The following is a 21,447-nucleotide window of genomic DNA, read 5'->3' on the forward strand; positions in this document are numbered from 1 at the left end:
GCGGGGCCGAACCTGCTACACGGGCCCGCGCAAAGCCATGGCCGTCGACTCCTCCCCCCCATCCGATACGCCCGATCTTCCGCGCCGACGCCTGTGGAGCCGTTGGTGGGTGAAGGCGCTTGCCGCGCTCGCGCTGCTGTTCGCGATCGGTGCGGGGGTGTTCTGGTTCGTTTTCATGCGCGACCTGCCCTCGGTTGATGCGCTCAAGGCCTATGAGCCGCCCTTGCCGACCCATGTCCGGGGCATCGATGGCGCGCCGATCCAGTCCTATGCCCGCGAGCGCCGGGTCGAATTGTCGTTCAACGAATATCCGCCCCTGCTGGTCCGCGCCTTCCTGGCGGCGGAGGACAAGAGCTTCTTCGAACATGGCGGCGTCGATTATCCGGGGCTGGCGGGCGCGGTCATCGACTATGCCCGGAAATGGGGCACCGGCCGGCGCGCGCGCGGCGGTTCGACCATCACCCAGCAGGTCGCCAAGAACCTGTTGATCGGCAATGCCTATTCCCCGACCCGCAAGGTCCGGGAGGCGATCCTCGCCTATAAGATCGAGGATGCGCTGACCAAGCAGCAGATCCTGGAACTCTATCTCAACCAGATCGCGCTGGGGCGGAACGCCTTTGGGGTGGAGGCCGCGGCCCATGCCTATTTCGACAAGGAACTGAACGAGCTGACGCTGGGGCAGATGGCCTATCTGGCCGTTCTGCCCAAGGGGCCGTCCAATTACGATCCGATCCGCCATCCCGACCGCGCGCTGGAGCGTCGCGCCTATGTCCTGCGCGAGATGCTGCGCAACAATTTCATCACCCGCGCGCAATATGACGCGGCGATGGCCGAGCCGCTCGGCACCGTGCTGCGCCGTACCCCCAAATATGCCCAGGTCGGCGGCTATTTTGTCGAGGAGGTTCGCCGCCAGCTGATCAAGCTGTATGGCGAGAAGGCGGAGAGCGGGCCGCACAGCGTCTATGACGGCGGGCTGTGGGTGCGCACCTCGCTCGACACGCGGCTCCAGGACCTGGCGGCTGAGGCGCTGCGCGACGGACTTGTCCGGTTCGAGGGCGGGCGTGGCTGGTCCGGGCCGATCCGGCACGAGGATATTGACGGCGAGAATTGGCAGCAGGCGCTGCTGAACACCAATATCGCGCTCGACTATCGCGACTGGCGTGCCGGGATCGTCACCGGCAAGGACGGCAGCGAGGCGACGATCGGTTTCGCCAACGGCCGCACCGGCACGCTGCCGCGCAGCCTGGCGCAGATGCCGCGCCGGGGCACCGCCGCCACCGCGTTCAGCGCGTTGAAGGTCGGCGACATCATCGCGGTCGCGCCCGAGGGCGGCGTCTTCGGCCTGCGTTCTGTCCCGCGCATTTCGGGCGGCTTCGTGGTCGAGGAGCCCGCCACGGGCCGCGTCCTGGCGATGCAGGGCGGGTTCGACGCGCGGCTCCAGGCGTTCAACCGCGCCACCCAGGCTGAGCGCCAGCCGGGTTCGACGATCAAGCCGATCGTCTATTCCGCCGCGCTCGAGCATGGCATGACCCCCGCCTCGATCATTGTCGACGGGCCGTTTTGCGTCGACCAGGGGGGCAATCTGGGCACCAAATGCTTCCGCAACTTCGGCAATTCGGCGGGGGCGGGGCCGCATACCATGCGCTGGGGCATCGAGCAGTCGCGCAACCTGATGACGGTGCGCACGGCGGCCAATGTCGGCATGAAGAACGTCGTCGCGATGATCAAGCAGATGGGGATCGGCGATTTCCCGCCCTATCTGGCCTATGCGCTGGGCGCGGGCGAGACGACGGTGGCGCAGATGGTCAACGCCTATGCCATCCTGGCCAATAATGGGCGGGGCGGCGACCCGACGCTGATCGACTTCGTCCAGGACCGGCACGGCAAGGTGATCCTGCCGGAGAACTGGCATCCCTGCGACCGGTGCAACGCCGCCGACTATGACGGCAAGCCGATGCCGCGCCCCGTCACGCACCAGCGCCAGGTGCTGGACGCGATGACGGCCTATCAGATGGTGCATATCACCGAAGGCGTGGTCCAGCGCGGCACCGCCACGGGGCTGCGCGACCTGAACCGGCCGATGTTCGGCAAGACCGGCACCAACAACGGCCCGACCGATGTGTGGTTCGTCGGCGGCACGCCGCAATTCGTCGGCGGTCTCTATATCGGTTACGACCATCCGCGCTCGCTGGGCGGCTTTGCGCAGGGCGGGACGATCGCGGTGCCGATCTTCCACCAGTTCGCGCAAAAGGCCTATGAGGGGCTCGACAAGCTGCCCTTCCGCGCCGCGCCCGGCATCCGCATGGTCCGTATCGACCGGGCGAGCGGGCGGCCGGTCTATGGCACCTTCCCGACCGGCGACGATCCCAAGCCCGCCGTGATCTGGGAGGCGTTCAAGCCCGAGAGCGAACCGCGCCGTCGCGCCCGCCGCGCCGCCGTGGCGGAAACCCCCGCGACGCCGACCGGCCCCGCCACCCCGGCGCCGCCGCGCGACAGCGATTTCTTGCAAAGGGAAGGCGGAATCTACTAGCCCGCTTCCCATATGCGCCTTTCCCGTTCCCCCGGGTGTGGGAGGGGCGACCGATTCGGAGAATATTCATGCGCGCTGAAGCGCAGGCTCATGTCGATACGATCAATGACGCTCTGGCGCTGCTGCGCCGCTTCCTCGACTGGGACCGCGCGCTGCGCCGCCTGGACGAGTTGAATGCGCGCGTCGAGGATCAGGCGCTGTGGAACGACCCCAAGCAGGCGCAGGCGGTGATGCGCGAGCGTCGCCGCCTGGACGAGGCGATCACCGCGACCCGCGCGATCGAGAACGAGCTGTCGGGCACGGTCGAGCTGATCGAGCTGGCCGAGATGGAGGGCGACGAGGAACTGGAGAAGGAAGCCGTCACCAGCCTGGGCGACCTCGCCAAGCGGGCCGAGGCCGACAAGGTCAAGGCGCTGCTGGCGGGTGAGGCCGACGCCAACGACACCTATCTCGAAATCAACGCGGGCGCGGGCGGCACCGAGAGCCAGGACTGGGCCGGGATGCTCCAGCGCATGTACACGCGCTGGGCCGAGCGGCACGGCATGAAGGTCGAGCTGATCGACTATCATGCGGGCGAACAGGCGGGGATCAAGAGCGCGACCCTGCTGGTCAAGGGTGAGAATGCCTATGGCTATGCCAAGGTCGAATCGGGCGTGCACCGGCTGGTGCGGATCAGCCCGTATGACTCCGCCGCACGCCGCCACACCAGCTTCTCGTCCGTCTGGGTCTATCCGGTGATCGACGACAATATCGAGGTCGAGATCAACGAGAGCGAGTTGCGCATCGACACCTATCGGGCGTCGGGCGCGGGTGGTCAGCACATCAACACCACCGACTCGGCGGTCCGCATCACCCACTTGCCGACCGGCATCGTCGTACAGTGCCAGAACCAGCGGTCGCAGCATAAGAACAAGGCCGAGGCGTATAACCAGCTCCGCGCCCGCCTGTACGAGCGTGAACTGGCCGAGCGCGAGGCGGCGGCGAACGCGCAGAACGCATCCAAGACCGATATCGGCTGGGGCCACCAGATCCGTTCCTATGTCCTCCAGCCCTATCAGCTCGTGAAGGACCTGCGCACCGGCGTCACCTCGACCGCGCCGGGCGATGTGCTCGACGGCGATCTCGACGCCTTCATGGCGGCGGCCCTGTCGCAGCGCGTGACCGGCGAGGCGGTCGCCGTGGAAGATGTCGATTAAGATGCGCCTCCGGCGGTCCGGTCTCCTGGCGGCGGCGGCGCTGGTCCTCGCATTGGGCGGCGCGGTGGCCGCATGCGATGGCTCCAAGCCGCTGATCCAGCGGCAGGATGAGGATGAGGACCGGCCCGGCCCCTTCCCGGCGGCGGATCGTCCGGTCGCCCAGGTCGTGTCGTCGCGCTGGTCGAGCGAGGACGCGCGCGATCGCCTGCGCGAGGCGGACCAGGTGATGGACCGCGCCAATATCCGCCCCGGCATGACGGTCGCCGATATCGGCGCGGGCGAGGGTTACTATACCGTCCGTCTGGCGCAGCGAGTCGGCAAGGGCGGTCGCGTGCTGGCGGAGGATATCGTCGCCAACTGGCGCGACCGGCTGGCCGACCGCGTCGCGCGCGAGCGGCTGGACAATGTCAGCGTCCGGCTGGGCGAACCGGCCGATCCCAAGCTGCCGCCCGACAGTTTCGACCGCGTGCTCATGGTGCATATGTATCATGAGATCGATGCGCCCTATGAGTTCCTGTGGCGACTCTATCCTGCGCTCAAGCGCGACGGGCTGGTCGTGGTGGTCGATGCCAATCGCCCGACCCGCGCGCATGGAACGCCCCCCGCGCTGTTGAAATGCGAGTTCGCCGCAGTCGGCTTCACCCAGGTTTCGATCGAGAACATGCCCTCGGCGGGGGGCTATCTGGCGGCGTTCCGCGCCACCGGCCCCCGCCCGGAACCAGGGGCGATCCGGCCGTGCCGGATGAAGGGCAACTGAGCCGTCGCCCCGACGGACTTGCCGTCCCGACCGATTGCCACCCGCCCCGTTTTTCGTGCATGAACTTTTTGTCATCTTCGCGTCGGAGGTGACCTCGCCACCGGCCAGAATGGGTCGGGGCACGCAAGGAGACGAACATGAGCATGATGTTGATGGCCGGGCTGATGCTCGGCACCCTCGCCGGATCCGACGGAGCGATCGAGCACCGCGTGCAACTGGATCATCATTCCGGGCCGGTCGCGGTCCGCTACAGCGCCGATATCGGCGTGAGCCACAAGCAGGTCGGCGCGGTCGCGCCGGGTGGTCGCGCCTCGACCTTGCGGTGTCAGTGGAGCGCCAATGTGACCGTCCATCGTGAGGCGCGGGCGAGCGCCGGCGCGATGCTCCGGCGCAGCGCGGCGCGGGACGGCGTGATCGAGGGCAGCCGCCCCGGCTGGTGCAGCGCCCATCGCGACGCCATCGCTCAGGAAGTGGCGCAGCGCCGGGACGCGGTAAAGGCGCATCTTCAGGCTGTGGCGCAGGAGGATCATCCGGTACTGCGCGCCGAGATCGATCGCCTCCATTCCGAGACGCGCGCCGGATGAAGTGCGTGAGACAGGCCGTTCTGGCGGTGGTGACTTTGTCCGCCCCGTTCGTGGCGGCGCATCCGGCCATGGCGCAGGATCGCCCGGCGATCGGAGTGGAACTGGACAGCGATGAGAATCGTCGCGGCCTGAGTTGGAGCGGGGGGCGGCTATCGCCCTCCGCCGATATCTTCGCGACCCGAGGTGCGCTGGAGGCCAGCGGGCGGATCGTCGCCCTGCGCGAATCAGACCGGCATGGCGGCGCGGGCGTCGTCGGCGATCTGTCGGTCGGCGCGGGGACCATGCTGGGGCCGGTGACGCTGCGCGGGCGGGTGACCGGACATTTGTTCGGCGGTGCGGGCTTCCATGCCGACTATGTCGAGCTGGGCGGATCGGCCGCCTATACGCTGGGCCCGGTGCAGGTCGATGCGGGGGCCGACTATGCCCCGGCGCAGGACGCGATCGGTGGCGACAATCTCTATCTTCATGCCGGGGCGCAGGCGGGTATTCCCGGTACGCCTTGGACGGTGCTGGCCGGGATCGGCCACAGCAGCGGCAAGACCGACGATGCGCTGCGCGCCGCGAGGCTGCGGCCCGGCGGCGACTATAGCGACTGGCGGATCGGGGTGTCGCGCATCACCGGCCCGGTGACGCTGGGGTTGGATTATGTCGGGACCGATGTGTCGGAACGGGCCGCTTCGGCCTCGCCGCTGGCCGATGCGCGCCATTCGGGTGATCGGCTGGTCGGGCGGGTGCGTTTCTCGTTCTGACGGGGCGCAGGCCCTATAGCAGCCCCTCATCGCGCAGGCTCACCACCATATCGCCGCCGAAGATCAGATGATCGAGCAACGCGATGTCGAGCGCGGCCAGACCTTGCGCCATCCGGCGGGTCAGCGCGAGATCGGCCGCGCTGGGATGGGGATTCCCGTCGGGGTGATTGTGCGCCATCAGCACCGCCCCGGCCCCGAACAGGATGGCATCCCGCGCCACCCGTGCCACGGGCACCGGGACGGAATCGGTATGGCCCAGGACATGGCGCAATCCCAAGAGCCTCCGTTTCGGACACAGAAAAGCCAGCGCCACCGCCTCGATCGGGCGCGTCGCCAGCGCCGCGAAGAGCGTCCGGGCATCGTCGCGCGTCCGTATGCGGCGGGAAAGGGCGGGGAGCGGGGGCACGACATTCCCTGCCGCCTGTCCTTCTGCGCCGCATCTTCATCCCGCACCGTTTCGGTCCGGCTTGGCTCCGGCCCCGCGCGGCGCTAGGCCAGCGGGCATGCGGCAATATCTCGACCTCATGGACCGGGTGCTGACCCAGGGCGTCCGGCAGATGGACCGGACCGGCACGGGCACGCTGTCGGTCTTCGGCCATCAGATGCGATTCGACCTGGCGCGCGGCTTTCCGGTGCTGACCACCAAGAAACTCCACCTGCGCTCGATCATCGTCGAGCTTTTGTGGTTCCTGCGCGGCGACACCAATGTCCGCTGGTTGCAGGAGCGAAAGGTCAGCATCTGGGACGAATGGGCCGACGAATCGGGCGATCTCGGCCCCGTCTATGGCAAGCAGTGGCGCGACTGGGCGACCGCGGACGGACGCCATATCGACCAGATCGCCGAACTGGTCGAACAGATCCGCACCCAGCCCGCCTCGCGTCGGCAGATCGTGTCGGCCTGGAATCCCGGCGACCTGCACGCCATGGCGCTCGCCCCCTGCCACTGCCTGTTCCAGACCCATGTCGCGAACGGCCGCCTGTCGCTGCAACTCTATCAGCGGTCGGCGGACATCTTCCTGGGGGTGCCGTTCAACATCGCCTCCTATGCGCTCCTGACCCATATGCTGGCGCAGCAATGCGATCTGGAGGTGGGCGAGTTCATCTGGACCGGCGGCGACTGCCACCTGTACCTCAATCACCTCGATCAGGCGCGGACCCAGTTGGCGCGGGAGCCGGGGGCGCTGCCCCGGCTGGAGATTTTGCGCCGCCCGACGGCGATCGATGGCTATGAGCCCGAGGATTTCGTGCTGCACGATTATGTGGCGCAGCCGCATATCAAGGCGGCGGTCGCGGTATGATCACGCTCGTGCTGGCGCGTGCGCGCAACGGCGTGATCGGGCGCGACGGCGGGTTGCCCTGGCACCTGCCCGCCGACCTGAAGCGGTTCAAGGCAATGACCATGGGTAAGCCGATGATCATGGGCCGCAAGACATTCGAGAGTTTCCCCGCGCCCTTGCCCGGCCGCCGGCACATCGTCCTGACCCGCGACCCGAACTGGCGCGCGGAGGGGGCCGAGATCGCGCATGACATCGATGCGGCCCTGGCACTGGCGGGTGAGGGCGAGGTCGCGGTGATCGGCGGCGCGGAAATCTTCGACATGTTTCGCGACCGGGCGGACAGGATCGCGTTGACCGAAGTTCATGCCGATCCCGAGGGCGACACCTTCGTAAAGCCATTTCCGCAATGGATCGAGGTCGAGCGCGAGGAACATCCGGCCGTTGATGGTCGTCCATCATTCGCCTTTGTGATGTTGCGTCGCCAACACGAGAATGAATATTAAGGCAAATCGAGTTAACGTCTTGGGCGAAATTTTGTTGTCGGCCATCTTCATTTGCGATCTGAACGGCCCTAACATCAAAGGGTGTGTGGCCTCGCGTTCTTCGGCCTCGGACATCTTTGAGGCGGGTAGATCCGAATGATCATGGATTGGGAGAGCGATGGGCAGAGCCGGGCGGGGATCGATCCGCCCGGGCTTTTCGATGCCAGTCGCGAGGCGCTGTTGTTCCTCGACCGGCATTTTCTGTCGCGCAGCACGAACGGCTATGCGCTGGCCTTGCAGGCGGTGCTTCACCCCTATGGCGCGCTGGGACAGGAAGTGGCGCGGCGCAGCGACGGCGGCGTGCGATTGACCGAGGGCGATGTGCAGGAACTGATGCCGCTGGTCCGTGAGCATGAGATGCGGGACGTGCGGATGGGCCGCGGCGAGATGGAGCGCGAATTGGGCGCGCAGGCCGAGCAGCTTGAGACGCTGACCCTGGACGCACGCGCGATCACCAGTCGTTTTACCACCGACGTCGCCGCGCTGTCGCATGCGCATCGTGCCGGTTACGACGCCGTGCCGGATTCGGGGGCTATCGCGCTTCTGCTCGAACAGTTGATCGCGCGGATTTCGAAGACCGAGAAGGATCTCGCCGATCTGGCGGACAACATCGCCACGCTGCGCACCCGCATGGAGCACATGCCGCAGGACGATGATATCGATCCGCTGACCGGCGTGATGAGCCGCACCGGCGCGCGGGCGCTGGTCGAGGGCTTGGCCAGCGAATCGCATGGCTATGTCGTCGCGACGTGCAGCCTGGACGATCTGGAGGGTATCAACGAGCGTTATGGGCGATCGGTCGCGGACAATGTCCTGCGCGCCTTCGTCGCGACCCTGCGTCAGGCCTGCGAGGGGGCGGAGATCATCCGCTGGCAGGGCAATCTGTTCGTGGTGATCCTGCGCGGGCGGCCCATGTCGACGGCGGCCCTGATGATGGAAGATGCGCGGGCGGGCATGCAGGCACGCACGCTTCGTCTGCGCGGGTCCGGCGAGCCGATCGGCGTCGTCACCATGTCGGGCGGCTTGGCGGTCGGCATCGGCGTGCCGATGGAGGAGACGTTCCACCGTGCCGAATCGCTGCGCATGATCGCCGGCGAGGGTATCGGCAACCGCATCGTCTCGCGCGCCTAGCCAATTCGGTCCGGCCTGCTATAGCGCGCGCCCATGCAGCGTCTTGATGGCGCGGATTCCATTCCGGCCCATCTGGCCGGGGGGATTGTCGCGCTGGGCAATTTCGACGGATTCCATCTCGGCCACCAGGCGGTGATCGGGGCGGCGGTCGCGCGTGCACGGGCCGAGGGACGGCCGGCGCTGGTCGCGACCTTCGACCCGCATCCGATCCTCCATTTCCGCCCCGATGCCGCCCCCTTCCGCCTGACGACGCTCGACCAGCGCGAACGGCTGTTCGCCGGGGCGGGGGCCGACGCGATGGTGGTGTTCCGCTTCGATGCCGCCTTCGCCGCGCTGACCGCGCAGGAATTCGTCGAGCGGCGATTGCGGGATGCGCTGCGGGTCGGTGGTGTCGTGACCGGAGAGGACTTCACCTTTGGTCGCGCGCGCGGTGGCACGGTCGCGACCCTGCGCGAATATGGCCTGCGCCATGGCTTTTCCGCCGAGGCGATCGCGCCGGTCACGCTGGACGGTGAGCCCGTCTCCTCCAGCCGTATCCGGGAGGCACTGGTCGCGGGCGACCCGCGCGGGGCCGCGCGCCTGCTGACCCGGCCCTTCGCGATCGAGGGGGTGGTGCAGCATGGCGACAAGCTGGGGCGCACCATCGGCTATCCGACCGCCAATCTCGACATGGGCGCGTATCTGCGCCCCGCCTATGGCATCTATGCGGTGCGCGGGCGGCTGGAGGACGGGCGGGTGCTGGACGGTGCGGCCAATCTGGGCATCCGGCCGAGCTTCGACCCGCCCAAGGAATTGCTGGAGCCGCATTTCTTCGACTTCACCGGCGATCTGTACGGGCGGACCCTGTCGATCGAACTGATCGACTATCTGCGGCCCGAGGCGAAGTTCGATACGCTGGATGCGCTCGTCGCGCAGATGGATGCGGACTGTCTTCGTGCGCGTGTCCTGTTGGCGGCGCACAAACCGGCATGACGTGTTAACCCAAACCCGCTAAGGGCCTTGCGCTTATGACCGACGCGCCCGACTATCGCGACACCGTCTTCCTGCCGAAGACCGATTTCCCCATGAAGGCGGGGCTTGCCGCCAAGGAACCGGCGATCCTGGATCGCTGGTCCCGGATGGGACTGTATGACCGCCTGCGCCGCGAGCGTGCGGGGCGGGAGCGGTTCATCCTGCATGACGGCCCGCCCTATGCGAATGGCGACATTCACATGGGCCATGCGCTCAACAAGGTGCTGAAGGACATCATCGTCCGTTCGCAGACCCTGCTGGGCAAGGACGCGCCTTACGTCCCCGGATGGGACTGCCACGGCCTGCCGATCGAGTGGAAGGTCGAGGAGGCGTATCGCGCCAAGAAGCTGAACAAGGACGAGGTGCCCGTCGCGCAGTTCCGCGCCGAGTGCCGCGCCTATGCCGACACCTGGGTCGGCACTCAGAAGGCGCAGTTCGAGCGGCTGGGCATCATGGGCGACTGGGCGAATCCCTATCTGACCATGACCTATGACGCCGAGGCGGTGATCGCGGGCGAGCTGCTCAAATTCGCCGAATCGGGCCAGCTCTATCGCGGCGCCAAGCCGGTCATGTGGTCGCCGGTCGAAAAGACCGCGCTGGCCGAGGCCGAGGTCGAATATGAGGACATCGTATCGACCCAGATCGATGTCGGGTTCGAGGTGGCGAGCTGCCCCGAATATCCCGATCTGGTCGGCACGCTGGCGGTCATCTGGACGACCACCCCCTGGACGATCCCGGTCAACCAGGCGCTGAGCTATGGCGAGGCGATCGACTATCTGCATTTCGAAAGCGGCGGGCGGCGTTACCTCGTCGCCGAACCCTTGCTGCCCGCCTTCACCAAGCGGACCGGCATCGCGATGGAGACGTTCATCGGCCTGGTGAAGGGCCCGGTGCTGGAGGGCGCGACGGCGAGGCACCCGATGCACGCGCTGGGCGGTTTCTTCGCCAAGCCGCGTCCGTTCCTGGCGGGCGAGTTCGTCACCACCGATGCCGGTACGGGCCTGGTCCATATGGCCCCCGATCACGGCGAGGACGATTTCCTGCTGTGCAAGGCGCATGGCATCGACCCGGTCTTCGCGGTACAGGGCGACGGCACCTATCGGCCCGACTGGGCGTGGCTGGGCGGCCAGGGCAGCGTCATCAACAAGAAATTCGTCTCCGCCGAAGGGCCGATCTGTTCGGACCTCCGCGCGGTCGGCGCGCTGCTGTCCGCCTCGGACGATTTCCAGCACAGCTATCCGCATAGCTGGCGCTCCAAGGCGAAGGTGATCTTCCGCGCGACGCCGCAATGGTTCATCCCGATGGACCGGGCCGAGGCGACGTTCGATCCCACGGTCGCGATGGCGAATGTCGATCCGATATCGGGCGTGACGCCGCTCCTCACTCTGCCCATGGGCAATGGCCCGACGCTGCGCGAAACCGCGCTCGACGCGATCGAGCGGACCCGCTGGGTGCCCGAGCGCAGCCGCAACCGCATCCGCTCGATGGTCGAGGGACGCCCCGACTGGGTCATCAGCCGCCAGCGCGCCTGGGGCGTGCCGATCGCGCTCTATGTGAACCGCCAGACCGGCGAGTATCTGAGCGACAAGGCGGTCAACGCCCGCATCATCGCCGCCTTCCGCGAAGGCGGGGCGGATGCGTGGTTCACCGCCGACCATCAGGCGCTGCTCGGCCCCGATTACGCGCTGGCCGATTTCGAGCCGGTCAACGACATCCTCGATGTGTGGTTCGACTCCGGCTCGACCCATGCCTTCGTGATCGAGGCGCGCTATGGCGAGGGCACGCGCGCGAACCTGTATCTGGAGGGGTCGGACCAGCATCGCGGCTGGTTCCAGTCATCGTTGCTGGAGTCGTGCGGCACACGCGGCCGTGCGCCCTATGATGCCGTCCTGACCCACGGCTTCGCGCTCGACGGGCAGGGGCGCAAGATGTCCAAGTCGTTGGGCAATGTCGTCGATCCGCTGAAGATCATCGGCGAGTCGGGTGCCGACATCCTGCGCATCTGGACCGCCTCGACCGATTATTTCGAGGATGTGCGCATCGGCAAGGAGGTGCTCGCCACCGCCTCGGACAGCTATCGCAAGCTGCGCAACACCTTCCGCTATCTGCTCGGCGCGCTCGACGGGTTCGCGGAAGAGGAGCGCATCTCGTTCGATGCGATGCCGGAGCTGGAACTGTATGTCCTCGCCCGCCTGACCCAGCTCGACACCGAATTGCGCCGCGCGGCCGATGCCTATGAGTTCAACCGCTATCTGCGCGCGCTGACCGATTTCGCGAATGAGGATTTGTCGGCCTTCTTCTTCGATATCCGCAAGGATTCGCTCTATTGCGACGCCGCGACCGACCCGAAGCGGCGCAGCTATCGCACCGTGCTCGACATCCTGTTCCATGCCCTGGTGCGCTATGCCGCACCGATCCTGTGCTTCACCGCCGAGGAAGTGTGGCAGGCGCGCTATCCGTCGGAGGATGGCTCGGTCCATCTGCTCGAATGGCCGGAGCTGCCGGAACTGGGCGAGGACGAGGCGCTGATGGTGCGCTGGGCCGAGATCCGTTCCTTGCGGGCGCAGGTGACCGAGGCGATCGAGCCGCTGCGGCGTGAAAAGACGGTGCGCTCGTCCAATGAGGCGGAGGTGACGGTGCCGTCGCTGCCGCTCGAACCCCATGCGCTGGCCGAGGCGTTCATCGTCGCCGATGTGCGGGTCGCGGAGGGCGTGACGGTGACGCGGACGAGCCACCACAAATGCGGACGCTGCTGGCGTCACCTGCCCGATGTGGCGGTGGACGGCGCGCTGTGCGGGCGTTGTGCCGAGGTGGTGGCGCATGGCTAAGCTGCCCCGCCTGGGTCTGGCCACGGCGTTCGGGCTGTTCCTGGTCGATCAGATCGTGAAATGGGCGATCACCGGCCCACTCGGCCTGCGAGGACTGGGCGATGTCCGTGAGATCATCGGCATCTTCAACCTGCGCTTCGTGCCCAATTACGGCATTTCGCTGGGGCTGCTGACCGCTGACAGCAACGCCTCGCGCTGGGCGCTGGTGGCGATGACCGGGGCGATCGCGCTGGCGGTGGCGTTCTGGATGACGCGCGAGCGCAATCCGGTCGACCAGATCGCACTGGGCTGTGTGCTGGGCGGTGCGTTGGGCAATATTCTCGATCGCGTTCGGTTGGGGTATGTCGTCGACTTCGCCGATCTGCACTTCGGCGAGTGGCGCCCCTTTTTGGTCTTCAATGTCGCTGATGCAGCGATTACGATAGGCGTTCTGGTTCTGCTGGCGCGTGCGCTTCTCGTGCGCGACCGGCCCGCTCCCGTGGAGAAGAGCAATGCGTAAGTTGGTGCCCGTCATCGCAGGTCTGTCCTGCGCCGCGTTGCTGACGGGATGTGGGGCCGGGCGCGGCCTCGACCGGGCGCGGCCCGATGAGTTCGCCGTCGCGCGGCAGCCCTCGCTGATCATCCCGCCCGACTTCGCGCTGGTCCCGCCACAACCGGGCGCGGCGCCCCCTTCGCGTGGTGGGCAGGAGCAGACGCTGGATGCGCTGTTCGGCGGTCAGGCGGCGCGTAGCCAGTCGGAATATGGCCTTGTGCAGAATGCCGGGGCGGACACGGCCGATGCGGGCATCCGTTCCTCGGTCGGCGATCCGGGCACCAATGTCGTCGACAAGGGCGCGACCACCCGCGATATCGTCGCCGCGCCCGAAGGCGATGGACAGGACGCGCGCGCCGCCGCCGGCACGCGCTGATCCCGCGACAAGGTTCGAGAGGGAAGGGGCCGGGGCGCATGGCGCGTTCCGGCCCCTTTTTTCATGGAAAGCCGGTGCAGGGCCTGTTGGCGACCATGTGGCCATGGGTCATCTGTCCCCTCGTCAATAGGTTGGCGGGGGCGCACCGTCGCCATCGGGATCGGGCATATTCTCAGGCCCCATGTTGAAGCGGACCCGGTCCACGCACCCCGTATAGCCCTGGCCACCTGCGGGGAAGCGCGCGGTGCGCAGCACGGTCATCGCCTGTTCGCCGAAATCGCTCGAAGGCTGGGCGGCGATGACCTTGAGATTGCCAAGCTGGCCCCAGGGCGCGACATCATAGCTGACGACCGCCCAGCCCTCGATCGAGCGGCGGCGATAGGGCTCGGGGAAGTGGAGTTGCGGTGCCGTCGCCCATTCATGATGCTCGGGGCAATTGCCCTCGACCTTCGTGTCGCGGATCATCTCGGGCATGTCGGGGGCGGGCAGCTTCGCCGGCGCGCGACGGAAGGGATAAAGGCATCCGGCCCGCGCGCCCTTGGTGAAGCGCGAGGCGCGGATCGCGGTCAGCGAGGCCTTGTCGAGCGCGGCATTGCCGGTGCCGGTCAGGATCGTCGCTCCCCTGGGCCTGCCGCCCTTGTCCAGGTCATAGCGGACCATAGACCAGTCCGGGACGCCGGGCGTCGCCGGGATCGCCCGGAATTCGGGGAAATGGCGAATCAGCGGCTGGGGATAGGGGATATCCATGCAATCGCTGCCCGCCACGCGCAGCCGGTTCCATCCTTCGCGAGGAAGGACACCTGAATTGGGGTGCAGGCTATAGGACATGATCTCGACCGGATCGGCCTGCGCCAGCGGCACGGCGCGTACGGTATAGCGGACGGTGCAGTCCTGATGCGGCGCACCGGCCGCGAATCGGCTGGTGGCAAAGGCGGGCATCACGTCGTCGCCATATTGCACATAGCCCGATTCCTGGCGCGTGATCGAGATCGGGCGGCCATCGGCGTCGATCGCGAACCGCAGCGTGATCGCATGCTGCGCGCCGGTTTCCCCCCAGGCCAGCGCGTTCCACGGGCGGCGGATCGACTGCGCGGTCACCATCGCGCCGTCGCATCGGACCTCGTCCGGCGTCCATCCGACCAACCAGCGTCCGCCGGGCGGCGGCGGGACGGTTGCCCGAACCGGCAAGGTTGCGGACAGGGCGGCGGCGGTTGCCAGCAGTGCGAAGATCGAGGTGGTCGGGCGTATCGGCTGGAACATCGGAAAGGCGCTCCCCTGATAGCCGGCCGATGGCATGGGCCGGTCAGGGCTGGTAGCTTATGGGCCGATCGTGGCGGACGCCATAGCCGTCGATGCCGTCCTGTCCGGGAAAGCGCGGCCCCAGGGACGGGGCCGCGCCTCAACTCCCGGTCATGCTGTCATCAGAAAGCGGCGGTCAGCGAGAAGACCACCGTCGCATCCGCGATCGGTGCGCCGCCCGGCACCTGATACTGGGAGAAGTTCGGCTGGATATAGGCCGCCTTGGCGCGGGTGATGTCGGTGTCGATATACGAGACGTTGAAGGTCAGGTTCTTGTGGACCGCGACATCGGCGCCCAGCGACCAGTCCCAATAGCTGCCGGTCGGCGACAGGCTGGTGCCGTTGGGGCCCAGGCCCGGATTGCCCTTGGAATAGCCGATATGCGCCTTGGCGGTGATCGGCGTGCCCGGAATGGCGCTGGCGCCGTCGCCGGTCAGGTAGATATTGTCCCAACGCTGGCCCCGGCTGTACGAGGTGTTGGAGAAATTGCCGAGCGAGGTCTGCTTGGGCGCATAATAGGCCCCCGCCGTCAGCGTGGCGGGGCCCGCCGTGCCCGACAGGCGGCCGAAGAATTCGACCACGTCCGTCTCCGACGCGCCGCCCGGATAGGTGTACCAGGTCACGCCGACATCGGCGGTCGCCGAGCCATAGCTGTGCTTGTATCCGGCGATGCCGTCCAGTTCCATATTGGCGCCGCCGAACGTGCCCCATCCCGCCAGGTTCGACGCGAAAGTGCCGAGGTAGAAGCCGCTTTCATGGGCGACGGTCAGCGCGACCTGGACCGCAGCGTTCTTGTTGGTCTGCGACACGCCGCGCAGGCGATAATCGGTCAGGATCGCGGCGCTGCCGCTGACCGTGATCGGCGAAGGGGCTGCGGTTTCGGAGCCGCTGTCTTGTGCAAATGCGGGGGTCGCTGCGACCAGCGAGAGGCCGCCAAGGAGAATCATGGAGAAGCGCATCGTTTCCCTTCCAAACCGGAAATTCGATGTTCTCACCTGCAATCCCGCATCGGTGCGGCTTCTGTTGGTCGGGTCGTGCCCGGCGAACCGTCTGCCGTTGCGAGTTGTGAAAGATTGGCAGGCGGTGATGCACCGCACAAGTATAATCTAACGCATCATGGCTTTCATGTGACGTGATGTTGCGCGAATAACACAGATCATTCGCGGAGATTTTCGTGGCGCGGATTGCCGGGCAACGAGCGGATATGGATGTCGCGCTGGGGATAGGGCAGGCCGATGCCATGCTCCTTGAACAGGAACCACAGGCGGTTGAGCACGTCCGAACGGACATTGCCGACGCCGCTTTCGGGGTCGCTGATCCAGGCGAGGATCTCATGCTGGAGTGCGTGATCGCCAAAGCTCATCAGCCAGACGCTGGGCTTGGGGCTCTTAAGGACGCGGGGCGATTCATGGGCGGCGCGCAGCATCAGTTCCTGCGCCAGCCTCAGGTCGTTGTCATAGGCGATGGAGACCGGAATCCGAACGCGGACATTGCGGTCCGAATAGGACCAGTTCTCCACCTCCTGCGTCATCAGATTCTCGTTGGGGATCAGATGCTCCTTGCCGTCGCGGGTGATGATCGAGACGGCGCGAACCCCGATCTTGTTGACCCAGCCGATCTCGCTCTGAAGTGCGATGACGTCACCCGGCTTGATCGAGCGGTCCATCAGCAGGATGATCCCCGCGATCAGATTGCCGATCGTCTTCTGCAACCCGAAGCCGATCGCCAAGCCAAAGCCGCCGGAGAACAGGGCCAGGCTGGTCAGGTCGATCTCCAGCAGGTCCATCGCAAAGAAAAAGGCGATGACGACGATGCCGATGCTGGCGAGCTTCTGGGCCAGCAGCTTCTGGGTGGGGTCGAGACCGCGCGCATGGCCGATCCATTGCTCGGTGATCCGGGTGACGGCGCGGGTGACCGCCAGGATGGTGACGACAGTGATCAGCATCGTGACCAGCAGCATCACCGAGAATCGCCGGGAGCCGACGGTAAAGCCGATCTGCTCGGCCAGCCGCGTCACCGGCTCCAGCCCGCCAATCTCGCGGCTGAACAGGGCGACGAAACAGACGATGGCAAAGACCCAGGCCAGCCAGCGCGGCAGGTTGAGCCCGCGCAGCAGCTGGAACCCCGCCCGTGCTACTGACGCGCCCAGCGCCAGGCCGATGGGGACGCCCGCCAGCGAATCCCACGGCCAAATCGCACCCAAAGTCATCAGCAGGAAGGCGGCCGCCCCGTGCCGGGTGATGGCGCAGATGCGCGCGTGTAGCGTCTCGCCCTGCGCGATGGCGAAACGCTGGACGAGGGCGGCGATGCGCGGGCCCAGCTTGCGCCCCGCGACGACTCCACCCGCCAGCAGCGCCAGCGTCAGGACCGAGGCGACGACGGCCTCCATGGCTTCCATGCGGTTCGGCGGTTCGATGCCGCTCGCCTGAAGCCATTCGAACAGCGTCATCCGCGCGCCTGGCGAAAGCGGGCCAGCCCCCGGTCGAGATCGGCGATCAGGTCGTCCACATCCTCCAGCCCGATCTGCAACCGGATCAGCGGCCCGGCGAAATCGCGCTTCGTGACGCTGCGATAGCGATGCGGGTCGGCCGGGATGGCGAGGCTCTCATAGCCGCCCCAGCTAAACCCCAGCCCGAAATGGGCGAGCCCGTCGAGCATCGCGGTCCGCGCCGCATCGTTCCCGCCGTCGAGGACGAAGGCGAACAGCCCGCTCGACCCCAGGAAGTCGCGCGCGAACACGTCGTGGCCGGGGCAGGAGGCAAGGGCGGGGTGCAGCACCTGCGCCACGCCCGGCTGCCCGGCGAGCCACTGGGCGATGGTCAACGCGCTCTGTTGATGCTGGGCGAGGCGGACGCCCATGGTGCGCAGGCCCCGGCTGCCCAGATAGGCGTCGTCGGGGCTGGCGACCTGCCCGAGCTGGAAGCTGGTGTCGCGAAGCGCCGCCCAATGCGAAGGCGCGGCCGTGACCGAGCCGAGCATCGCGTCCGAATGGCCGACCACATATTTGGTGCAGGCCAGCACCGTCAGGTCGATACCCTTCCCGATCGCCGGGAAGAACAGCGGCGTCGCCCAGGTATTGTCGAGGATCGTGGTCACGCCCTTCGCCTTGGCGACCGAGACGATGGCGGGAATATCCTGCACCTCGAAGCTGAGTGAGCCGGGGCTTTCGAGGAAGATCGCTTTCGTCGCCGGGCCGATCAGTTCGGCGATGCGCGCCCCGACCAGCGGATCGTAGAAGCGCGTCGTGATCCCCATGCGCGCCAGCAACCCGGTGGCGAGCCCGCGCGTCGGGTCATAGGCGCTGTCGACCAGCAGCAGTTCGTCGCCCGGCGACAGGACCGACAGCAACGCCGCCGCGATCGCCGCCACGCCCGAGGGGTAGAGGAAGGTCGCCTCCGCCCCCGGCTCCAGGCTGGTCAGCGCATCGGCGAGCGACCATTGCGTCGGCAGGCCCTTGCGGCCGTAGAACAGCGTTTCGTGCAAATTCCCCGCGCCGACGCTGCGCATATGCGCGACATTGTCGTACAGCACGGTCGACCCGCGCCAGACGGGGACGTTGACCACGCCCTTCGTCCATTCCGCGCGGCGGCCCGCCTGGACCAGGCGGGTGGCGGGCTTGATCGGCAGGTCGTCGTCGGTCATCGGCTTCATGCGTCTTTCGCTTTGGGAGTGCTGGGGTCGGAGCCCCATTCGGTCCAGCTTCCGTCATAGACCGGCATCATGCCGCCGATCCGCTCCGCGCCGAAGGCCAGGACGCAGGCGGTGATGCCCGATCCGCAGGTGGCGACCATCGGCCTGGCCGGGTCGACCCCGGCGGCGGCGAATGCGGCGGCGATCGCCTCCGGCGCCTTCCACCGGCCATCGGCGTCGAACAGGCGCGAATAGGGCAGGTTGATCGCGGTCGGAATATGGCCGGGCTCGACGCCGGGGCGCGGCTCGGGTTCCGCACCGGCGAAGCGGCCGGGGGAGCGGGCATCGATCAGTTGCGCATCGCCCTTCTCGACATGGCCGCGCACCTCGCGAAGCGTGCGCAGCCGCGCCAGATCGGGTTGGGCGACGAACAGGCCGGGCGTCTCGCACGCGCCCGTCGGGCCGACCGCGAGCGGATGGCCCGACGCGACCCATGCCTCCAGCCCGCCATCGAGCAGCGCCACCGACTTCGCGCCGAACAGGGTCAGCATCCACCAGGCGCGCGCCGCACTGTGCAGCGGGGAACGATCGTACAGGACGATCCGGTCGGCATGGCCGACGCCCATCTCGCTCATCGCATGGGCAAAGACCTCGGCCGGGGGCAGGGTCATCGGCAGATCGCTGTCGGGATCGGCCAGCCTTCCCAGCGCCAGGAAGCGCGCGCCGGGAATATGCCCCTCCTCGAACCCGCGCCGTGCCTTCGCGTCATCGGCATCGTCGAGGAAATAGGTGACGTCGAGGACGCGCACGTCCGCCTCGCCCATGATCGCGGCGAGGTCTTCCGGGTTTAGGAGTGGCGGCATCTCGGGTCCCCTTGGTCGAGCCCGTACCTAGGCGCGATGGGGGCGGGGTCGCAAGCGGGGGACTAAGGCCGGCGACGTCAGGTCAGTTTCTCCAGAAATGCCGCGGCCTGCGCGCGGATCGCCTTCTGGTCGTCCTCCGCCATCCGGTTCCAGTTCCGATACGCCATCGCCATGCGCACATTGTCCCCGAATCGGCCCTCGTGCCGCGCCAGGAAGTCCCAGTAGAGCGCGTTGAACGGACAGGCATCCTCGCCCAGCCGCTGCTTCACATCATAGCGGCAAGCCCCGCAATAATCGGACATGCGGTTGATGTATGCGCCCGACGAGACATAGGGCTTGGACGCGATGACGCCGCCGTCCGCGAACTGGCTCATGCCCACGACATTGGGCAGTTCGACCCATTCATAGGCGTCGATATAGATTTCCAGATACCAGCGATGCACCTCCGCCGGGTCCGCACCGATCAGGACGGCGAAATTCCCCGTCACCATCAGCCGCTGGATATGATGCGCATGCGCGGTGTCGAGCGTCTGGCCCAGCGCCTCGGCCATGCAGTGCATGTCGGTCTCGCCGGTCCAGTAGAAGCCGGGCAGCGGCCGATGCGCGCGCAGGAAATTGCGCTCCGCATAATCCGGCCCGACATGCCAGTAGAGCCCGCGCACATATTCGCGCCAGCCGATGATCTGGCGGATATAGCCCTCCACCGAATTCAGGCTGACACGGCCGTCCTCATATTCCGCTTCCGCCATCCGGCAGAGGTCGAGCGGATCGAGCAGCCCCGAATTGATATAGGGCGACAGGACCGAGTGCCAGAGCTGGTGCTGGCCGGTCAGCATCGCGTCCTGATAGTCGCCGAATTTGGGCAGGCCGTGCGCCATGAACGCCTCGGCCTGCTGCCGCGCCTCCGCCGCCGTGGTCGCATAGGCGAAATCGTCCAGCGCGCCGGGATGATCGGCGAACCGGGCGGCGACGAGCTCGATCACCTCGCGCGTGATCCTGTCAGGCGCGAATCGTAACGGCTCGGGCTGCCTGTCCTTCTTCGGCGCGGGCTTGCGGTTGTCGGCGTCATAATTCCACTTGCCGCCCTCGGGCTTGTCACCCTTCATCAGCAGCCCGGTCTTGCGGCGCATCAGGCGGTAGAAGAACTCCATGCGGAGTTCCTTGCGGTCCTTCGCCCACTCCTCGAACTCGGCCTGGCTGGCGATGAAGCGGGTATCAGGGCGGATGTCGACCGGAATGCCGAACATGGTCTCCCACGCCTCCAGCATCGCGGCGACGCGCCATTCGCCCGCCTGAGTGACGACGATGCCCTTGGGCGCGTGCCGTTCGACCGCGCGGGCGATCTCGCCGGTGAAGCTGCCCGCATTGTCGGGATCATCCAGCGTCACATAATCGACCGTCCAGCCCGCCGTGCGAAGCGCCTGGGCATGGTGGCGCATGGCGGACAGGATATAGGCGATCTTGGCCTTGTGGTGGCGGACATAGGTCGTCTCGTCCGCCACCTCCATCATCAGCAGGACCGAGCGTTCCGGGTCCGCGCCGTCCAGGCTGGATAGGTTCATCGACAATTGATCGCCCAATATGGGGATCAGCGTTGGCGATTTGGGCATGGCTGTCCTACATGGCCTTTCATGAAGCATCTCGGCCAGACCAGCGCGCTGCCCGCTTCCCCGGAAGAGGCGGTGCTCGATTATGTTCCCAATCCCCGTCCGGGGCGTACCTATCTGATCCGGTTCGCCGCGCCGGAGTTCACGTCGTTGTGCCCGGTGACGGGCCAGCCCGACTTCGCGCATCTGGTCATCGACTATGTGCCCGGCGAGGCGATCGTCGAGTCGAAGTCGTTGAAGCTGTTCCTGGGCAGCTTCCGCAACCATGCCGGTTTCCATGAGGATTGCACCGTCGGCATCGGCGAGCGGCTGTGCGACGAGATGAAGCCGGTCTGGCTGCGCATCGGCGGCTATTGGTACCCGCGCGGCGGCATCCCGATCGACGTGTTCTGGCAATCCTCCGCCCCGCCCGCCAATCTGTGGCTGCCCGACCAGGGCGTAGCGGGCTATCGCGGCCGGGGATAAGGGCTGACCCTGGGGCAGGATGAACGTCGATCCTGCCCGCGTCACCTGTACGGGGAACGCCGGTAAAGCC

At 67.0% G+C, this 21,447-nt stretch carries 20 protein-coding genes; 13 read left to right on the top strand and 7 right to left on the bottom strand.

Features of this window, described 5'->3' with window-relative positions:
* Positions 1-37 precede the first annotated feature (37 nt).
* The 5 genes from ABDV78_RS03480 to ABDV78_RS03500 all read left to right on the top strand — a co-directional run bounded on the left by ABDV78_RS03480 (position 38) and on the right by ABDV78_RS03500 (position 5,816).
* Complete coding sequence (locus ABDV78_RS03480) at positions 38-2,530, top strand: transglycosylase domain-containing protein (RefSeq protein ID WP_343525809.1); 2,493 nt, start codon at positions 38-40, stop codon at positions 2,528-2,530.
* A gap of 68 nt (positions 2,531-2,598) precedes the next feature.
* Positions 2,599-3,726 (top strand): peptide chain release factor 2, encoded by a 1,128-nt coding sequence (gene prfB / locus ABDV78_RS03485; protein WP_343525810.1) that lies wholly within the window; start codon positions 2,599-2,601, stop codon positions 3,724-3,726.
* A gap of 1 nt (position 3,727) precedes the next feature.
* Positions 3,728-4,483, top strand: a complete 756-nt coding sequence (locus ABDV78_RS03490; RefSeq protein ID WP_343525811.1) for a methyltransferase domain-containing protein — start codon at positions 3,728-3,730, stop codon at positions 4,481-4,483.
* Positions 4,484-4,620: 137 nt separating this feature from the next.
* Complete coding sequence (locus ABDV78_RS03495) at positions 4,621-5,067, top strand: hypothetical protein (protein ID WP_343525812.1); 447 nt, start codon at positions 4,621-4,623, stop codon at positions 5,065-5,067.
* The gene (locus ABDV78_RS03500; protein ID WP_343525813.1) at positions 5,064-5,816 is read left to right on the top strand and encodes a TorF family putative porin; all 753 of its coding nucleotides are present in this window, start codon (positions 5,064-5,066) and stop codon (positions 5,814-5,816) included. The genes ABDV78_RS03495 and ABDV78_RS03500 overlap by 4 nt, the downstream gene beginning before the upstream one ends.
* A 13-nt stretch (positions 5,817-5,829) precedes the next feature.
* Here ABDV78_RS03500 and ABDV78_RS03505 read toward each other — a convergent pair whose 3' ends face one another.
* Positions 5,830-6,222, bottom strand: a complete 393-nt coding sequence (locus ABDV78_RS03505) for a JAB domain-containing protein (RefSeq protein WP_343525814.1) — start codon at positions 6,220-6,222, stop codon at positions 5,830-5,832.
* A gap of 97 nt (positions 6,223-6,319) precedes the next feature.
* Here ABDV78_RS03505 and ABDV78_RS03510 point away from each other — a divergent pair, with 97 nt between their 5' ends.
* From ABDV78_RS03510 to ABDV78_RS03540, 7 genes are all read left to right on the top strand, one after another.
* Positions 6,320-7,114, top strand: a complete 795-nt coding sequence (locus ABDV78_RS03510) for a thymidylate synthase (protein ID WP_343525815.1) — start codon at positions 6,320-6,322, stop codon at positions 7,112-7,114.
* On the top strand, positions 7,111-7,596 hold the full coding sequence (locus ABDV78_RS03515; RefSeq protein ID WP_343525816.1) for a dihydrofolate reductase: 486 nt from the start codon (positions 7,111-7,113) through the stop codon (positions 7,594-7,596). Before ABDV78_RS03510 ends, ABDV78_RS03515 begins: the two co-directional genes overlap by 4 nt.
* A 135-nt stretch (positions 7,597-7,731) precedes the next feature.
* Positions 7,732-8,766: a diguanylate cyclase gene (locus ABDV78_RS03520; RefSeq protein WP_343525817.1), complete on the top strand. Its 1,035-nt coding sequence runs from the start codon at positions 7,732-7,734 to the stop codon at positions 8,764-8,766.
* 33 nt (positions 8,767-8,799) lie between these two features.
* Positions 8,800-9,738 carry a bifunctional riboflavin kinase/FAD synthetase gene (locus ABDV78_RS03525; RefSeq protein ID WP_343525818.1) on the top strand — a complete coding sequence of 313 codons (939 nt, stop codon included), beginning with the start codon at positions 8,800-8,802 and terminating at the stop codon, positions 9,736-9,738.
* A 35-nt stretch (positions 9,739-9,773) separates the two neighbouring features.
* A complete protein-coding gene (gene ileS / locus ABDV78_RS03530) occupies positions 9,774-12,605 on the top strand; it encodes an isoleucine--tRNA ligase (RefSeq protein WP_343525819.1) in 2,832 nt (943 codons plus the stop codon).
* Entirely contained in the window at positions 12,598-13,104 is a 507-nt protein-coding gene (gene lspA / locus ABDV78_RS03535) for a signal peptidase II (protein ID WP_343525820.1), read from the top strand. Before ileS ends, lspA begins: the two co-directional genes overlap by 8 nt.
* Positions 13,097-13,513: a DUF3035 domain-containing protein gene (locus ABDV78_RS03540; RefSeq protein ID WP_343525821.1), complete on the top strand. Its 417-nt coding sequence runs from the start codon at positions 13,097-13,099 to the stop codon at positions 13,511-13,513. The genes lspA and ABDV78_RS03540 overlap by 8 nt, the downstream gene beginning before the upstream one ends.
* Before the next feature lie 123 nt (positions 13,514-13,636).
* Here ABDV78_RS03540 and ABDV78_RS03545 read toward each other — a convergent pair whose 3' ends face one another.
* From ABDV78_RS03545 to ABDV78_RS03570, 6 genes are all read right to left on the bottom strand, one after another.
* Positions 13,637-14,773, bottom strand: coding sequence for a TonB family protein (locus ABDV78_RS03545; RefSeq protein ID WP_343525822.1), 1,137 nt, complete (start codon positions 14,771-14,773; stop codon positions 13,637-13,639).
* 161 nt (positions 14,774-14,934) lie between these two features.
* Complete coding sequence (locus ABDV78_RS03550) at positions 14,935-15,771, bottom strand: TorF family putative porin (RefSeq protein WP_343525823.1); 837 nt, start codon at positions 15,769-15,771, stop codon at positions 14,935-14,937.
* A 197-nt stretch (positions 15,772-15,968) separates the two neighbouring features.
* Positions 15,969-17,261: a mechanosensitive ion channel domain-containing protein gene (locus tag ABDV78_RS03555; protein ID WP_343525824.1), complete on the bottom strand. Its 1,293-nt coding sequence runs from the start codon at positions 17,259-17,261 to the stop codon at positions 15,969-15,971.
* Positions 17,258-18,454, bottom strand: coding sequence for a cystathionine beta-lyase (gene metC / locus ABDV78_RS03560; RefSeq protein WP_343525825.1), 1,197 nt, complete (start codon positions 18,452-18,454; stop codon positions 17,258-17,260). The genes ABDV78_RS03555 and metC overlap by 4 nt, the downstream gene beginning before the upstream one ends.
* A 5-nt stretch (positions 18,455-18,459) precedes the next feature.
* Positions 18,460-19,305 carry a sulfurtransferase gene (locus ABDV78_RS03565; RefSeq protein WP_343525826.1) on the bottom strand — a complete coding sequence of 282 codons (846 nt, stop codon included), beginning with the start codon at positions 19,303-19,305 and terminating at the stop codon, positions 18,460-18,462.
* A 77-nt stretch (positions 19,306-19,382) separates the two neighbouring features.
* Positions 19,383-20,915: a cryptochrome/photolyase family protein gene (locus ABDV78_RS03570; RefSeq protein WP_343525827.1), complete on the bottom strand. Its 1,533-nt coding sequence runs from the start codon at positions 20,913-20,915 to the stop codon at positions 19,383-19,385.
* A gap of 21 nt (positions 20,916-20,936) precedes the next feature.
* Between ABDV78_RS03570 and queF the strand changes: the two genes are divergently transcribed.
* Complete coding sequence (gene queF / locus ABDV78_RS03575; RefSeq protein WP_343525828.1) at positions 20,937-21,377, top strand: preQ(1) synthase; 441 nt, start codon at positions 20,937-20,939, stop codon at positions 21,375-21,377.
* The last annotated feature ends 70 nt before the right edge of the window (positions 21,378-21,447 follow it).

The organism is Sphingomonas sp. (assembly GCF_039594485.1).
In the GTDB taxonomy this organism is placed as follows: Bacteria; Pseudomonadota; Alphaproteobacteria; order Sphingomonadales; family Sphingomonadaceae; genus Sphingomonas.

What these genes read in the sequence shown, in the direction of transcription:
- ABDV78_RS03510 (WP_343525815.1), top strand. Translation starts at nt 6,320, where the DNA reads ATGCGGCAATATCTCGACCTCATGGACCGGGTGCTGACCCAGGGCGTC.
- ABDV78_RS03550 (WP_343525823.1), bottom strand. Translation starts at nt 15,771, where the DNA reads ATGCGCTTCTCCATGATTCTCCTTGGCGGCCTCTCGCTGGTCGCAGCG.
- lspA (WP_343525820.1), top strand. Translation starts at nt 12,598, where the DNA reads ATGGCTAAGCTGCCCCGCCTGGGTCTGGCCACGGCGTTCGGGCTGTTC.
- ileS (WP_343525819.1), top strand. Translation starts at nt 9,774, where the DNA reads ATGACCGACGCGCCCGACTATCGCGACACCGTCTTCCTGCCGAAGACC.
- ABDV78_RS03555 (WP_343525824.1), bottom strand. Translation starts at nt 17,261, where the DNA reads ATGACGCTGTTCGAATGGCTTCAGGCGAGCGGCATCGAACCGCCGAAC.
- ABDV78_RS03565 (WP_343525826.1), bottom strand. Translation starts at nt 19,305, where the DNA reads ATGCCGCCACTCCTAAACCCGGAAGACCTCGCCGCGATCATGGGCGAG.
- ABDV78_RS03515 (WP_343525816.1), top strand. Translation starts at nt 7,111, where the DNA reads ATGATCACGCTCGTGCTGGCGCGTGCGCGCAACGGCGTGATCGGGCGC.
- ABDV78_RS03500 (WP_343525813.1), top strand. Translation starts at nt 5,064, where the DNA reads ATGAAGTGCGTGAGACAGGCCGTTCTGGCGGTGGTGACTTTGTCCGCC.
- ABDV78_RS03495 (WP_343525812.1), top strand. Translation starts at nt 4,621, where the DNA reads ATGAGCATGATGTTGATGGCCGGGCTGATGCTCGGCACCCTCGCCGGA.
- ABDV78_RS03480 (WP_343525809.1), top strand. Translation starts at nt 38, where the DNA reads ATGGCCGTCGACTCCTCCCCCCCATCCGATACGCCCGATCTTCCGCGC.
- prfB (WP_343525810.1), top strand. Translation starts at nt 2,599, where the DNA reads ATGCGCGCTGAAGCGCAGGCTCATGTCGATACGATCAATGACGCTCTG.
- queF (WP_343525828.1), top strand. Translation starts at nt 20,937, where the DNA reads ATGAAGCATCTCGGCCAGACCAGCGCGCTGCCCGCTTCCCCGGAAGAG.
- ABDV78_RS03545 (WP_343525822.1), bottom strand. Translation starts at nt 14,773, where the DNA reads ATGTTCCAGCCGATACGCCCGACCACCTCGATCTTCGCACTGCTGGCA.
- metC (WP_343525825.1), bottom strand. Translation starts at nt 18,454, where the DNA reads ATGACCGACGACGACCTGCCGATCAAGCCCGCCACCCGCCTGGTCCAG.
- ABDV78_RS03525 (WP_343525818.1), top strand. Translation starts at nt 8,800, where the DNA reads ATGCAGCGTCTTGATGGCGCGGATTCCATTCCGGCCCATCTGGCCGGG.
- ABDV78_RS03540 (WP_343525821.1), top strand. Translation starts at nt 13,097, where the DNA reads ATGCGTAAGTTGGTGCCCGTCATCGCAGGTCTGTCCTGCGCCGCGTTG.
- ABDV78_RS03490 (WP_343525811.1), top strand. Translation starts at nt 3,728, where the DNA reads ATGCGCCTCCGGCGGTCCGGTCTCCTGGCGGCGGCGGCGCTGGTCCTC.
- ABDV78_RS03570 (WP_343525827.1), bottom strand. Translation starts at nt 20,915, where the DNA reads ATGCCCAAATCGCCAACGCTGATCCCCATATTGGGCGATCAATTGTCG.
- ABDV78_RS03520 (WP_343525817.1), top strand. Translation starts at nt 7,732, where the DNA reads ATGATCATGGATTGGGAGAGCGATGGGCAGAGCCGGGCGGGGATCGAT.